13 protein-coding genes are annotated in these 13,450 nt (G+C 72.1%); 6 read left to right on the forward strand and 7 right to left on the reverse strand.

From position 1 onward, the window contains the following. Window positions 1-7: 7 nt before the first annotated feature. Window positions 8-1,402 carry a M1 family metallopeptidase gene (locus IE244_RS11190; RefSeq protein ID WP_191873036.1) on the forward strand — a complete coding sequence of 465 codons (1,395 nt, stop codon included), beginning with the start codon at window positions 8-10 and terminating at the stop codon, window positions 1,400-1,402. A gap of 63 nt (window positions 1,403-1,465) precedes the next feature. On the opposite strand, the gene IE244_RS11195 is transcribed toward IE244_RS11190, so the two are convergent. Both IE244_RS11195 and IE244_RS11200 read right to left on the reverse strand, forming a co-directional pair. Then, complete coding sequence (locus IE244_RS11195) at window positions 1,466-2,419, reverse strand: bifunctional GNAT family N-acetyltransferase/NUDIX hydrolase (RefSeq protein ID WP_191873038.1); 954 nt, start codon at window positions 2,417-2,419, stop codon at window positions 1,466-1,468. Between the two features lie 114 nt (window positions 2,420-2,533). Further along, complete coding sequence (locus IE244_RS11200; protein ID WP_031170907.1) at window positions 2,534-3,109, reverse strand: TerD family protein; 576 nt, start codon at window positions 3,107-3,109, stop codon at window positions 2,534-2,536. A gap of 162 nt (window positions 3,110-3,271) precedes the next feature. Between IE244_RS11200 and arfB the strand changes: the two genes are divergently transcribed. Next, the gene (gene arfB, locus IE244_RS11205) at window positions 3,272-3,709 is read left to right on the forward strand and encodes an alternative ribosome rescue aminoacyl-tRNA hydrolase ArfB (protein ID WP_031170908.1); all 438 of its coding nucleotides are present in this window, start codon (window positions 3,272-3,274) and stop codon (window positions 3,707-3,709) included. A 113-nt stretch (window positions 3,710-3,822) separates the two neighbouring features. Then, on the forward strand, window positions 3,823-4,680 hold the full coding sequence (locus tag IE244_RS11210) for a sigma-70 family RNA polymerase sigma factor (RefSeq protein WP_191873040.1): 858 nt from the start codon (window positions 3,823-3,825) through the stop codon (window positions 4,678-4,680). 53 nt (window positions 4,681-4,733) lie between these two features. On the opposite strand, the gene IE244_RS11215 is transcribed toward IE244_RS11210, so the two are convergent. Together IE244_RS11215 and IE244_RS11220 are read right to left on the reverse strand one after the other, a co-directional pair. Continuing rightward, the gene (locus IE244_RS11215; protein WP_191873042.1) at window positions 4,734-5,192 is read right to left on the reverse strand and encodes a GNAT family N-acetyltransferase; all 459 of its coding nucleotides are present in this window, start codon (window positions 5,190-5,192) and stop codon (window positions 4,734-4,736) included. A 49-nt stretch (window positions 5,193-5,241) separates the two neighbouring features. After that, window positions 5,242-5,814 carry a flavin reductase family protein gene (locus IE244_RS11220; protein ID WP_078963966.1) on the reverse strand — a complete coding sequence of 191 codons (573 nt, stop codon included), beginning with the start codon at window positions 5,812-5,814 and terminating at the stop codon, window positions 5,242-5,244. 346 nt (window positions 5,815-6,160) lie between these two features. Here IE244_RS11220 and cdgB point away from each other — a divergent pair, with 346 nt between their 5' ends. Together cdgB and IE244_RS11230 are read left to right on the forward strand one after the other, a co-directional pair. Beyond that, the gene (gene cdgB, locus IE244_RS11225; RefSeq protein WP_191873046.1) at window positions 6,161-7,816 is read left to right on the forward strand and encodes a diguanylate cyclase CdgB; all 1,656 of its coding nucleotides are present in this window, start codon (window positions 6,161-6,163) and stop codon (window positions 7,814-7,816) included. Between the two features lie 117 nt (window positions 7,817-7,933). Beyond that, entirely contained in the window at window positions 7,934-8,857 is a 924-nt protein-coding gene (locus tag IE244_RS11230; RefSeq protein ID WP_191873047.1) for a CBM35 domain-containing protein, read from the forward strand. Here the strand turns inward: IE244_RS11230 and IE244_RS11235 are convergent. The 3 genes from IE244_RS11235 to IE244_RS11245 all read right to left on the reverse strand — a co-directional run bounded on the left by IE244_RS11235 (window position 8,854) and on the right by IE244_RS11245 (window position 12,031). Next, a complete protein-coding gene (locus tag IE244_RS11235; RefSeq protein WP_191873048.1) occupies window positions 8,854-9,783 on the reverse strand; it encodes a 1-phosphofructokinase family hexose kinase in 930 nt (309 codons plus the stop codon). The genes IE244_RS11230 and IE244_RS11235 overlap by 4 nt on opposite strands. Before the next feature lie 134 nt (window positions 9,784-9,917). Continuing rightward, window positions 9,918-11,060, reverse strand: a complete 1,143-nt coding sequence (gene nagA, locus IE244_RS11240) for an N-acetylglucosamine-6-phosphate deacetylase (RefSeq protein WP_191873049.1) — start codon at window positions 11,058-11,060, stop codon at window positions 9,918-9,920. Beyond that, window positions 11,060-12,031, reverse strand: a complete 972-nt coding sequence (locus IE244_RS11245; protein ID WP_229854076.1) for an ROK family protein — start codon at window positions 12,029-12,031, stop codon at window positions 11,060-11,062. The genes nagA and IE244_RS11245 overlap by 1 nt, the downstream gene beginning before the upstream one ends. A 112-nt stretch (window positions 12,032-12,143) precedes the next feature. Between IE244_RS11245 and IE244_RS11250 the strand changes: the two genes are divergently transcribed. Further along, window positions 12,144-13,427 carry an ABC transporter substrate-binding protein gene (locus IE244_RS11250; protein ID WP_444545077.1) on the forward strand — a complete coding sequence of 428 codons (1,284 nt, stop codon included), beginning with the start codon at window positions 12,144-12,146 and terminating at the stop codon, window positions 13,425-13,427. Window positions 13,428-13,450 lie beyond the last annotated feature (23 nt).

Raw genomic sequence — 13,450 nt, forward strand, 5'->3', positions numbered from 1 at the left:
CACTGACATGTCCAGATCCGTGCGCCTTGTCCCGGCCGTCGCGGCCCTGCTCGTCCTCGCCCTCACCGGGACCGCGTGCGACGGCGGTGTGCACGGCACCCCGGGCGGCTCCGGGCTGCGCGACCCGTACTTCCCCAAGGCCGGCAACGGCGGCTACGACGTCGGGCACTACGACCTCACCCTGGACTACACCCCCGCCACCCACCGGCTCACCGGTACGGCGGTCATCACCGCCCGCGCCACCCGGGCCCTGTCCGCCTTCGACCTCGACCTCGCAGGGCTGGACGTCGACTCGGTGACCGTCGAGGGCCGAAAGGCCCTCTTCAACCGCGCCGGCCAGGAACTGACCGTCCGCCCGCACGACGACCTGAGCAAGGGCGAGACCTTCCGCACGGTCGTCCGCTACGCGGGCACCCCGCGCACGCTCACCGACCCCGACGGCTCCCAGGAGGGCTGGCTGCCCACCGCCGACGGCGCCCTCGGCCTCGGCGAACCCGTCGGTTCCATGGCCTGGTTCCCGGGCAACCACCACCCCTCCGACAAGGCGACCTACGACCTCACCGTCACCGTCCCCAAGGGTCTCCAGGCCGTCTCCAACGGCGAGTTGGCGGACCAGGCCACCAAGGGCGGCCGCACGGCCTACCACTGGCACACCGCCCAGCCCATGGCGAGCTATCTCGCCACGGTCGCCGTCGGCCACTTCGACCTCACCCGCAGCACCGGCCCGCACGGGCTGCCGATCCTCACCGCCGTCGACCCCACCCAGGAGAAGGCGAGCCGGAAGGTGCTCGCGCAACTCCCCGACATCATCAAGTGGGAGGAGATCAACTTCGGGCCGTACCCCTTCTCCTCCACCGGGGCGATCGTCGACCGGCCGGGCGACGTCGGCTACGCCCTGGAGACCCAGAACCGCCCCGTCTTCCCCGGCGACGAGTTCGACACCGGCACGCTCGTGCACGAACTCGCCCACCAGTGGTACGGCGACTCGGTCACCCCGAAGTCCTGGCAGGACATGTGGCTCAACGAGGGCTTCGCCACCTACGCGGAGTGGCTGTACCGGGAGGACCACGGCGGCAAGAGCGCCCAGCAGACCTTCACGGATCTCTACGACGGTGACAACGAGGCCATCTGGGCCTACCCGCCCGCCAAACCGTCCGGTGCCGCGCACATCTCCGACAGCCCCGTCTACGAGCGCGGCGCGATGGTCCTGCAGAAGATCCGGCAGAAGGTCGGCGACGACACGTTCTACGACATCATCCAGGGCTGGGCCGCCGCCCACCGCCATGGCAGCGCGAACACCGCCGACTTCACCGCGTACGTCGAGAAGAAGGCCCCGCACCAGGACTTCACCGAGATATGGAAGGACTGGCTGTACGGGGACCGCAAACCGTCCCGGCCCTGACCGGCCGGCCGCGTCCCTCGCCGCGGTGTCCCGCCGGCCGGCGTCGTCCGCCGCACGGCCTGATCAGCCCTCCCACGCGTCCAGCAGCCGCCCGAGCCCCGGCGGCCACACCGGCTCGGGTTCCCCGGCCAGTTCCCGCCTCGTCCACCACCGCCAGCCGAGGATGCCGTCGGCGGTGTGCTCGGCGGCGAGGCGGGGGCCGGCCGGGTCCCGGCGGGGACCGCGGGTGACGTAGACGTGCTCGTGCTGGCGGACGGGGATGTCCATGCGGGTGAAGTCGTGCTCCCAGGTGCACAGCAGGGGGCCGGGCTCCAGATCGCTCCAGCCGGTCTCCTCGGCCAGTTCGCGCAGGGCGCCCTCGCGCGGGCTCTCGCCCGGCTCCAGGCCGCCGCCGGGCAGGGCCCAGTGGGGCCCGACCTCGACGTTGTCGTACCGGAAGAGGAACACCGCGCCGTCCGGGGCCACGACGGCGATCCGGGCCGCCGCTCTCGGTATGCGCAGCACCTCGCCCAGCACCTTGCGGAGCACGGCGCAGGGGCGGCCCCGGGCGCGGTCGGGGCGCCGGCCGATCAGTTCGTAGCCGAGGGCGGTCCAGAAGGCCAGGGCCTTGGGGTTGTTGGCGAGGACGGCGAGCCGCACCGCGCCGCGGCCTTGCGCGCGGAAACGGTTCTCGACGAGACGCACGAGGGCACGGCCGTACCCCTTGCCGTGCTGGGCCGCGTCCACCAGCAGCAGTCCGATCCACGGGTCCGGGTCGGCCGGGTCGGGGTGGTGGGCGAGGGTGCCCGCGAGCCCGACGAGGCGCCCCTGCTCCGTGCGGGCGAGCAGCACTTCGGCGTCCGGCATCGCCAGGTCCTCGGCCAGCGCGGCCGCGACCTGCCCGGGGCGTACGTCGTCCGGGTCGGGGAAGTCACCGCTGAGCCGGTGGAACTCGCGGTTGGACGCGTACAGCGCGGTGAGTTCGGTCAGCAGCGGGGCCGGGATGTCCTGTCCGGGGGAGAGGGGCTCAAGGATCACGGGGGCAACCTAACCGCAGGCCGTGCCGTCCTCACCGGGATTTCCCGGGCGGCGACGGATGCCCCGGACCGCGTGCGCGCCGGGTCCGGGGCTGTCCGCTCGGACGATCGGGCGTCAGACGTTGACGCCGAAGTCCTGGGCGATGCCGACCAGGCCCGAGGCGTAGCCCTGGCCCACCGCGCGGAACTTCCACTCCGCGCCGTTGCGGTACAGCTCGCCGAAGACCATGGCGGTCTCCGTGGCGGCGTCCTCGGAGAGGTCGTAGCGGGCGATCTCGGCGCCGCCGGCCTGGTTGACGATGCGGATGTAGGCGTTGCGGACCTGGCCGAAGTTCTGGCCGCGGTTCTCGGCGTCGTAGATGGACACCGGGAAGACGATCTTGTCGATGTCGGCCGGGAGCGCGGCCAGGTTGACGTTGATCGCCTCGTCGTCGCCGGCGCCCTCGCCCGTGCGGTTGTCGCCGGTGTGGACGATGGAGTTGTCCGGGGTCTGCTTGTTGTTGAAGAAGACGAAGTGCGCGTCCGAGTAGACCTTGCCCTGGCCGTTCACCGCGATGGCCGAGGCGTCCAGGTCGAAGTCCGTGCCGGTGGTGGTGCGGACGTCCCAGCCGAGGCCCACGGTGACGGCGGTCAGGCCCGGAGCCTCCTTGGTGAGCGAGACGTTGCCACCCTTGGACAGGCTTACAGCCATGATTGGGAGTCCTTCCCTTTAGGTTTCTGTGCCGACGAAGCTACCGTCACCGGGGAGAACGTCGAGGGGGGTCCCCATGGTTCCGGATCCCTTTACCTCTTTTACCAACCTCTTTTACCAGCCTCGAAAACCGGGTGACGCGGGGCGGGCCGGGCCGGGAACATGGGACGCATGTCCGGTCCTTACGTCGTTCGTGGCTCCGTCTCGCTTCCCGAGGCCGAGCTGATGTGGCGTTTCTCCAGGTCGTCAGGGCCCGGCGGCCAGCACGTCAACACCAGTGACTCGCAGGTGGAGCTGCGTTTCGACCTGGCGCGCACCGAGGCGCTGCCTCCGGTGTGGAAGGAGCGGGCGCTGCAGCGGCTCGCGGGCCGCCTCGTCGACGGAGTGGTGTCCGTGCGTGCCTCCGAGCACCGCTCCCAGTGGCGCAACCGCGAGGCCGCCGCCGTCCGCCTCGCCGCCCTCCTCGCCGAGGCCAGCGCACCCCCGCCCAGGCCGCGCCGCCCCACCCGGATCCCGCGCGGTATCAACGAACGCCGGCTGCGGGAGAAGAAGCAGCGCTCGGACACCAAGCGGGGCCGCTCGGGCCGGGACTGGTCGTGAGCCGGTGCCGCCCGGCGGGCGGCACCCGTCACATCCGCGGTCCGCGGTTCGTCAGTGACACAGAGGACTGAGGCGCAGGACCGCTGACGGCGACGGAGAGGCCGGACCACACGATGAGCGACAACGGGCAGCACCGCGACGACGATCTTCTGGCCGAGCGGTTCGAGGCGTACCGGGGGCATCTGCGGGCCGTCGCCTACCGGATGCTGGGTTCGGTCGTGGAGGCCGAGGACGCGGTGCAGGAGGCGTGGTTCCGGCTGAGCCGCTCCGACACCGGTGAGGTGGGCAACCTCGGGGGCTGGCTGACGACCGTCGTCGGCCGGGTCTGCCTCGACATGCTCCGCTCCCGCCGTTCCCGTGGCGAGGAGCCCCTGGACACCTGGAACCCGGGCGCCTCCGCCGCACCGGACCCGGCCCAGGACGCGGTGCTCGCGGACTCGGTCGGGGTGGCGCTGCTCGTCGTCCTCGACACGCTGTCGCCGGCCGAGCGGCTGGCGTTCGTGCTGCACGATCTGTTCGGGGTGCCGTTCGACGAGGTCGGCGGCGTCCTCGGGCGCAGTCCGGCCGCCGCGCGGCAGCTGGCCAGCCGCGCGCGGCGGCGGGTGCGGGGTGCTCAGGCGCCGGAGGCGGACCTGGTCCGGCAGCGGGAAGTGGTCGACGCCTTTCTGTCGGCCGCGCGGGACGGTGACTTCGACGGGCTGCTGGCGGTGCTCGACCCGGACGTGCTGGCCCGCAGCGACGCCGGTACGAGCATCGGCGCGGCCGGGGTCGCCTCCGGCGCGAAGAGCTTCGCCCATCTGGCCCGCGTCGCGCGTGCCGCGCTGGTGGACGGTGCCACGGGGCTGGTCGTGTACGCCGACGGCCGGCTGGAGCGCGCGCTGACGTTCACCTTCGTGGCCGACCGGATCGCGTCCATCGACATCGTGACGAACCCGGACCGGTTGGCGGAGCTGACCGTCGAGCCGGCCTGAGGCGAGCCGGGGCGGCGGACGACCGGAACCACCACGGCGCCGCCCCCGGACCCTCACACCCGCCGTACCCCGACCGTCTCACCCTCGGTGACCTCCCCCGTGGGGCGGAAGCCCAGGCCCAGGTAGAAGCCCTCGGGGCCGCCCGCGCCGGGATGCCAGCAGACGTACATCTCGGTGCCGCCGCGGCCCCGGACCAGGTCGGCCACCGCGTCGACCGCGAAGCGGCCGTACCCCCGGCGCTGCGCGTCCGCGGCGATGTTCAGGCGCCACAGGCCCGAGCGGCGCACGCTGCCGTCGCCGTACCAGTCGATGTCCAGGAAGGCCATCAGGAAGCCGACCGGACGGTCGTCGTCGACGATCAGCCGGGGCCAGGCGACGCCGGCGGGGTGGACGTAGGCCTCGGCGAGGGACCGTACGACCGGCTGGACCGCGTGTTCCTGGTCGGGGTGGATCCGGATGCCGATCGCCGCGTCGAAGTTCGCGGGTGTGACGTCTTCCAGGCGGGGTGTCATGCGCGCACCGTAAGCCCGCGGTTCAGCCCCCGCCACGCAATATCGGGGCTCAGCCCAGCTGCCGGTACCGGCCCCGGAAGTACAGCAGCGGGCCGCCCTCCGCGCTCGGGACGCGTGCGGTCAGGACGCGGCCGATGACGAGCGTGTGGTCGCCGGCCGCCACCCGCTGCTCGGTGCGGCACTCCAGCGTGGCCAGCGCGCCGCCCACCAGCGGCGCGCCGGTGGTCTCGCCGCGGGCGTAGGCGATGTCCTCGAAGAGCAGCCGGTCGCTGATGCGGCCCTTCATGGCGAAGCGGCCCGCGATGTGCCGTTGGCTCTCGGCGAGCACCGACACCGCCCACAGGGGCTGCTCGTCGAGCAGGTCGTCCATGCGGGAGCCCTCGCGCAGGCTGACCAGGACCAGCGGCGGGTCGAGGGAGACGGACAGGAAGGCGGTGGCGGTCATGCCGACGTCCTCCATGCCGGGCGCGTCCGGGTCGTCCGGGTCCAGCGGCGGTTCCTGCGCGGTCACCAGGACCACCCCGGCGGCCAGCCGGGACATCGCGGCCCGGAACTCGTCGTTGCTCACCCCCTCAGCATGCCCGGAAGCGGCGGTGGCGGTGGGTGAGGGAGTCTTCAGCACGCCGGAAACGCTAGTCTCCGCTCCGCGCGCACCGCATCGGGCGTCGGCCCGAGGCGGGTCCTAGGACCAGGGGCGGACCGCTGTGTACGTCTGTGTACGCAAAGTGAACAGACACGCAAAAATTGCGTTCAGTAACCGCATGGGGAAACCGCAGAAACTCCACTCAATTGTTCACGTTCTTCTGTGACTTGAGTCACAAGGGGCAGGAATTGTTGACCCTGTGTACCGAGTGGGCAGCGCGCTGTGATTCAGTGGCGGGGAAACTGGAACAGCACCGTAAGCGGCACCCTGAAGAAGCGCCGACGACAACCCTTGATTCGCTGCGAGGTCTCGGGGGAGGGCGAGCATGGAGACCGAGTCGGAGCCGTATGTCCGCCTTGCGTCCCTGCGACAGCTGCACCAGGTCATGGCCGACATGAACACGGCACGCAGCCTGGCGGACACACTGCAGACCGTCTCCGACGGCGCCGTACACGCCCTCGGCTACGAGATGGCGTGCGTGAACCTCGTGCGCCCCGACGGCGACCTCGTCGTCGCCGCGTTCTCCGGGAACTCCGCCGCCGAGGCCCTGATCACCGGCCGGGTCGGCTCCCGTGAGTCCTGGGAGCGGCGGCTGAACATGGGCGAGCGCTGGGGTGACCTGATCTTCATACCGCACACCGAGGGCTGGGTCCTCGACGACGACGACGTCCCCCAGTGGTACACCGACGGCCCGGCCCCCCGCTTCGAGGACGAGTGGCACCCCTCGGACCGCCTCTTCGCGCCCATGTACACCCCGGGCGTGCAGGGCGGCTCCTCCGGTGAGCTGCTCGGGGTGATCTCCGTCGACCGGCCGCGCAACGGCCGCCACCCCGGCGCCTGGGGCCGCGAGGCCCTGCAGATGTACGCCTTCCAGGCCGCCATCGCGATCAGCAACGCGCGTCTGCGTGCGAACATGCAGCGCGCCCTGGTCCGCCTGGAGCGCGAGCAGCAGGCCCTGCGGGCCAGTGAGGAAAGCTTCAGGCAGGCCTTCGAGTACGCCCCCTCCGGCATGGCCATCGCCGAGATGGGTGGCGACCAGCACGGCCGCATCCTGCGCAGCAACGACGCCCTGTGCCGCCTGCTGGGCCGCCCGGCCTCCGCGATGCGCCGCTACTCCTTCTCCGACCTGGTCCACCCCGAGGACATCGGCACCCTGCTGAGGACCTCCGCCGAGGGCGGCCGGGCCGAGCTGCGCCTGGGCCGCCGCGACGGCACGTACGTCTGGGTGTCCCTCCGTAACTCCGTCGTCGCGGACGCCGCCGACGGCCCCCGCTTCCTCCTCACCCACGTCGAGGACATAGAGGAGCGCAAGCGCCGCGAGCTGCAGCTCGCCCACCGCGCCTCCCACGACTCGCTCACCGGCCTGCCGAACTCCGCCGAGCTGCGCTCGCGCCTGTCGGCCCGGCTGTGCCGGCGCCCCGCCCACGCCGGTGAGCTGGAGTCCCTGGACGCGGCCTACGGCCACCCCGCCTTCGACGCCCCCGCCGGGCACGGCTTCGACTTCCGGCCGGGCACGGAGGGCTACGACGCCTACGACCACCATGTCCACACCGTGGCCCCCGAGGACGACCGGGACGACGGCACCAAGGGCCTCGCGGTCCTCTTCTGCGACCTCGACGGCTTCAAGTCGATCAACGACCGCTTCGGGCACAACGCGGGCGACGCGGTCCTGATCGAGGTGGCCCGGCGCCTTTCGCGTGGGGTACGCGACGGGGACACGGTGGCCCGTCTGGGCGGCGACGAGTTCGTGATCCTCGCCGACGGCCTCGGCCGGGCCGACGCCCAGGACCTCGCCGTCCGGCTGCGCAACGAGATCATCCAGCCGATCCGGGCCGAGGGCCGGGCCGTCCGGGTGGGCGCGAGTTTCGGCATCGGATGGGCACACTGCGGCATGACTGCGGACGAAGTGTTGAAGTCAGCCGACGAGCGTATGTACGTAGAGAAACGATCTCGTCCCAAACAACACCGACGCGCCGGATGACCCGCAGGTCAGAGAGTTGATGCGGTCTGAGTCACCCGTTTGGCCCACTCGGAGCGGGTAGGCTCGCCCTTCCAGACCTGTATCGCATCCACCCGCACCTGCTGAGGAGACCAAGGGATGACGCCCGGCGAAAACGGCCCGAGCACGCCCGAGGACGACGACCCGTTCGGCTATCTGTACGCCGACGGCCAGGCCAGAGGAGCCCAGCCGCCGTCCGGAGGTTACGGCTACCCGAACTCGGTCAGCAGAGTGCGTACGGTCGGCGAGCGCCAGTACGCCCAGCAGCCGCAGTACGGCCAGCCGACCGTGCCGCAGCAGCAGGGCGCCTACGCCCAGCCGAACGCCCATTACCAGGCCCCTGAGACCCTGCCCGGCGGCACCCCGCCCGGACGCCAGCCGGCGCCCCCGGCCCCCGGCCGCCGCGGCCCCAACACCAAGGGCCTCCTGATCGGCGCGATCGCGGTGGTCGCCGCGGTCGTCATCGGCATCGGCGTCGCCATGCTCAACGGCAACGACGACAAGAAGACCGACAACGAGGCCGACACGACCCCGACCCAGTCCCAGAGCCACGCACCCCGTCCGTCGGCGAGCAGTGCGTCGGCGAGCGACGCGCTGCACGCCGACGCCTCGGCCCTCACGCCGGCCGGCGGTGCGGCGAAGGCTTCGGACGTCAAGGGCGCGACCTCCTCCGACGGCAGCTATGTGACGGGGCTGAACCAGCCCGGCGCCTCGGTCACCTGGAACGTCAACGCCCCGTCGGACGGCTCGTACACCCTGTTCGTGTACTACAGCACGGCCGACGACGACCAGTCGATGACGGTCACCGTCAACGGCACCCCGTTCGGCAGCAAGCTGGGCATGGTGAACTACCGCCACGCCAAGAACGGCGACTTCGCCAACGGCTGGACGTACTCCTACGTGTGGCCGACCCTGAAGCAGGGCCCCAACACGATCTCCGTCTCCTGTGGCTCCGGCGACAAGTGCAACGCCCTGATCAGCAAGGTCAAGCTGAAGCAGGGTCAGGTCAAGAAGGACGTCTAGGCCGCGCTGACGACCCCGGTCACCGCCACCCGCCCCCGCAGCTCCTCGTACACCGCGGGGTCGAACTCGCCGGCGGCCGGGGCCCGAACCGTCGCCGCCGACAACGCGGCCGCGCGGGCCAGCCGTTCCGGCCAGGGGAGTTTCTCGACCAGGCCCGAGAGCAGGCCCGCGACCGCGGAGTCGCCCGCGCCCGTCGGGTTGCCGTGGAGGCGGGCGGGGGGTGTGGCGCGCCAGCGGCCCTCGGGGGTGGCGGCCAGCAGGCCTTCCGCGCCCAGAGAGGCGACCACCGCGTGGGCGCCGCGGCGGCGGGCGTCCTGGGTGGCGCGCAACGGTTCGTGGGAGCCGGTGAGTTCGGCCAGTTCGTCGGTGTTGGGTTTGATCAGGTCGGGGCGGGCCGCCACCCCGCGGCGGAGCGGTTCGCCGCTGGTGTCCAGCAGCACGGGGACGCCGTGGGAGCGGGCGGTCCGGACCAGGTTCGCGTACGCGCCGACCGGGACGCCCGGGGGCAGGCTGCCGCACAGGGCCACCGCCGAGGTGCCGGCCAGCAGCTCCTCGTAGCGGTCCAGGAACACACCCCACTCGGCCGGCTCGATCTGCGGACCAGGCTCGTTCAACTGGGTGGTGTCACCCGAGAGTTCGTCCACCACGGCGATCGTGCGCCGGGTCGCTCCGGCGACCGGGACCAGCGCGTCCGTCAGGCCGTCGATGCCGGCCAGCCGGTCGCGTATCGCCCGGCCGGTCGCGGCGCCCGCGAAGCCCGTGACCGTCACCTCGTGGCCGAGCGCGGCCAGCACCCGGGCCACGTTCACACCCTTGCCGCCCGGCCGCTCGACGACCTCCGAGACCCGGTGCGAGGCGTGCGGCCGCAGCGACCGCACGCGATAGGTGAGGTCGAGAGCGGTGTTCAGCGTGACCGTGAGGATCACCCGGGCCGACCTCCCTCGAAGTCCCTCGCGACCGTCGTCGCGCCTGTCATCGGTTTCCGGGCCTCGATCATGCCAAAGAGAAGGCGGCCGGCCCAGTCACGAGTCGGCCGCCGTCGAGGGAAAAGACGGGCAGATCAGGCCAGTTGGGGCGGGATCACCCACGCGCCCCGCCGCATCACGCCCTTGAGGGCGAAGTCCGCGTCCAGCAGCAGCAGGTCGGCGTCCTTGCCGGGCTCCAGGGAGCCGACGCGGTCGAAGAGGCCCAGGAGGCGGGCCGGGTTCGCGGACAGGGCCGCCACCGCGTCCTCGACCGACAGCTTGTCGACGGTCACCGCCCGCTGGAACGCCCGGTCCTGGGTGAGCGTCGAGCCGGCGATGGAGCCGCCCTCCACCAGCCGCGCCACCCCCTCGCTGACCTCGACCTCCAGCGGGCCGAGCATGTAGCGGCCGTCGCCGGTGCCGGCCGCGTCCATCGCGTCCGTGATGAAGGCGACGCGGGAGGCGCCCGCGCGGTGGAAGGCCAGCTCCAGGGCGGCGGGGTGGAGGTGCACGCCGTCGTTGATCAGCTCGACCGTGACCCGCTCGTCCTCCAGCAGGGCTGCGACCGGGCCGGGCGCGCGGTGGCCCAGCGGGGGCATCGCGTTGAAGAGGTGGGTGGCGACCGTGGCGCCCGCCTCGATGGCCTCGACCGTCTGCTCGTACGTCGCGTCCGTGTGGCCGATCGCCGCGATCACCCCGTGCTCGGCGAGCAGCCGCACGGAGTCGATGCCGCCCGGCAGTTCGGCGGCGAGGGTGACCATCTTCGCCCGGCCGCGCGCCGCGTCGATCAGCTTGCGCACCTCGGCCGGGTCCGGGTCGCGCAGCAGCTCCTCGGAGTGCGCGCCCTTGCGGCACGGTGAGATGAACGGCCCCTCGAAGTGGATACCGGCGATCTCCCCCTGCTCGGCCAGCTCGCTCAGCAGCCCGGCCTGCCGCACCAGCAGGTCCATCTCGTCCGTGACGGTCGAGGCGACGAGGGTGGTGGTGCCGTGCAGGCGGTGCGTGCGGATCGCGGTGAGGATCTGCTCGGGGGTGCCGGAGAAGGAGGCTCCGCCGCCGCCGTGGTTGTGGATGTCGACGAAGCCCGGGACCAGCCAGTGGCCGGTCACGTCGACGACCTCGGCACTCTCGGCGGCCGTGGCGACGATCCTCGTACCCTCGACGGACACGCGGCCGTCGTCCACCACTCCGCTGGGCAGCACCACCCGAGCACCTGCGAGAACCAAGCTGGGAGCCATCAGGCGGTTACCTCCGGGGGGTCGGTGGGGTCGAGGTCGGTGGAGCCGGGTTCGGTGCGGTCGAGCAGGTCCCGGGCCAGCAGTCCCGCACCCAGGCAACCCGCCGAGTCGCCCAGGGCCGCGGGCACGATCGCCGGGAGCTTCTGGAAGGTGACCCGCCGCCGGACGGCGTCCCGCAGCGGCTGGAACAACACTTCCCCCGCCTCGGCGAGACCGCCACCGATGATCAGGGTGCGCGGGTCCAGCAGGGTGAGCGCGGTGACCAGCCCGTCGGCGAGCGCGTCCACGGCCTCCTGCCAGACCCGGACGGCGTCCGGGTCGCCGGACGCGACGGCCTTGGCGCAGTCGGCGGCGTCCGCGTCCGGGTCCCCGCAGGCCGCCGCCCAGGCCTCGCTGACGGCGGACGCGGAGGCGTACCGCTCCAGGCAGCCGTGCTGCCCGCAGGGGCAGGAGACGCCGGACGGCCGTACGACGATGTGGCCGATCTCGCCGGCGAAACCGTGCGCGCCCGCCTCCACCCGCCCGCCGATGCCGATGGCGCCCGCGATCCCGGTGCCGAGCGGCACGAACAGGAACCGGTCGGCGCCCTTGCCCGCGCCGATCCGGCCCTCGGCGAGGCCGCCGGTGCGCACGTCGTGGCCGAGGGCGACGGGGATGCCGAGCCGCTGGGTGAGCAGCGCCCGCAGGGGTACGTCCCGCCAGCCCAGGTTGGCCGCGTATGCGGCGACGCCCCGCTCCTCGTCGACGATGCCGGGGACCGCGATGCCGGCGGCGACGGCCGGTGCGCCATGGTGCGCGGCGCCGTGGGCGTGCAGCTCGGCGGCGAAGTCGAGGATCGTCCCGACCACCGCGTCCGGTCCGCGCTCGCGTCCGGTGGCGCGGCGGGCGAGGTGCAGCAGCTCGCCGTCGTCGCCGACGAGGGCGGCCTTCATCCCGGTACCGCCCACGTCCAGGGCGATGACATGTCTCACCACGGACCCTAGTGTGAACCTCGCACCCGCAAGAGGTCTAGTCCACTCACGTGGTGTAGACCTTATGTGTCCATATATTGAACGGTCAGACAGCAGGGTTGGGGCTTTGACGGTGGGTCGGCGTACGGCAGGAACGATCGCGGTGGTGTCCGCACTGGGCATGACGGCGGTTCTCGGCGGCTGCGGGAGCACGGGCTCCTCCGACGTCACGTTGAGACTGGTCGCCGCCGACTACGGCGACTCCGCCGCGAACAGCTCCAAGAAGTACTGGGACACCCTGGTCAAGGCGTACGAGTCCAAGCACCCCGGCGTGAAGATCGACGTCAGCGTGTACTCCTGGAACGACGTCGACCGCAAGGTCAAGGACATGGTCGCGGCCGGGCACGCCCCCGACATGGCGCAGATCGGCGCCTACGCCGACTACGCGGCCGCCGGCAAGCTCTACCCGGCCTCCGAGCTGCTCTCCATCCGCACCCAGGCGGACTTCCTCTCCCAGCTCTCCGAGGCCGGCCAGTGGAACCACACGCAGTACGGCATCCCCTTCGCCGCCTCCACGCGCGTGCTCTTCTACAACAAGACCCTCTTCGCCAAGGCCGGCATCACGCCGCCCACCACCTGGGACGAACTGGCCGCCGACGCCGGGACGCTCAAGGACAAGGGCGTGAAGTACCCCTTCGCGCTGCCGCTCGGCCCCGAGGAGGCCCAGGCCGAGACCATGCAGTGGCTGCTCAGCGGGGCGAGCGGCGGCACCGGCTACACCGACGACATCGGCACCTACACCATCGACTCCGCGCCGAACGTCGAAACCCTCACCTGGCTCAGGGACGACCTGGTCGGCAAGGGCCTGACCGGCCCGGTCGCGCCCGCCAAGCTCAACCGCGCGGACGCCTTCGCGGCCTTCGCCGACGGCCAGGTCGGCATGCTCAACGGGCACCCCACCCTGATCCAGCAGGCCGAGAAGAAGGGCGTGAAGTTCGGCATGGTGCCGATGCCGGGCCGCACCGGCAAGGCCAGGGCCTCCATGGGCGTCGCCGACTGGATGATGGCCTTCAAGCAGAACGGGCACGCCGAGCAGACCGGCGACTTCCTGAACTTCGTCTACAGCGAGAAGAACGTCCTGGACTTCTCCCGCACCTACGGCCTGCTCCCGGTCACCGGCTCGGCGTCCAACACCATGGGCGAGTCGGGCGCCGCGGCCGACAAGGCCCTGCGCCCCTTCCTCGACCAGCTGCCCACCTCCGAGCTGTACCCCGTCGGCAAGACCTCCTGGGCGGCGGTCAGCGCGGCCGTGAAGCAGAACATCGGTCAGGCCGTCGCCCCCGGCGGCAGCCCCTCCGGCGTGCTGTCCCGGCTCCAGGCGACGGCGACCGCGGCCGACAGCGGCGACGCGGGCTGAGCCGGTTGTCGGTGCCCGGCGCT

It is taken from the genome of Streptomyces filipinensis, from assembly GCF_014649495.1.
GTDB classification, from domain to species: Bacteria; Actinomycetota; Actinomycetes; order Streptomycetales; family Streptomycetaceae; genus Streptomyces; species Streptomyces filipinensis.

Coding starts and splice junctions, on each gene's coding strand:
- nagA (WP_191873049.1), bottom strand. CDS start 11,060: ATGGCTCCCAGCTTGGTTCTCGCAGGTGCTCGGGTGGTGCTGCCCAGC.
- IE244_RS11210 (WP_191873040.1), top strand. CDS start 3,823: ATGAGCGACAACGGGCAGCACCGCGACGACGATCTTCTGGCCGAGCGG.
- IE244_RS11200 (WP_031170907.1), bottom strand. CDS start 3,109: ATGGCTGTAAGCCTGTCCAAGGGTGGCAACGTCTCGCTCACCAAGGAG.
- arfB (WP_031170908.1), top strand. CDS start 3,272: ATGGGACGCATGTCCGGTCCTTACGTCGTTCGTGGCTCCGTCTCGCTT.
- IE244_RS11215 (WP_191873042.1), bottom strand. CDS start 5,192: ATGACACCCCGCCTGGAAGACGTCACACCCGCGAACTTCGACGCGGCG.
- IE244_RS11190 (WP_191873036.1), top strand. CDS start 8: ATGTCCAGATCCGTGCGCCTTGTCCCGGCCGTCGCGGCCCTGCTCGTC.
- IE244_RS11230 (WP_191873047.1), top strand. CDS start 7,934: ATGACGCCCGGCGAAAACGGCCCGAGCACGCCCGAGGACGACGACCCG.
- cdgB (WP_191873046.1), top strand. CDS start 6,161: ATGGAGACCGAGTCGGAGCCGTATGTCCGCCTTGCGTCCCTGCGACAG.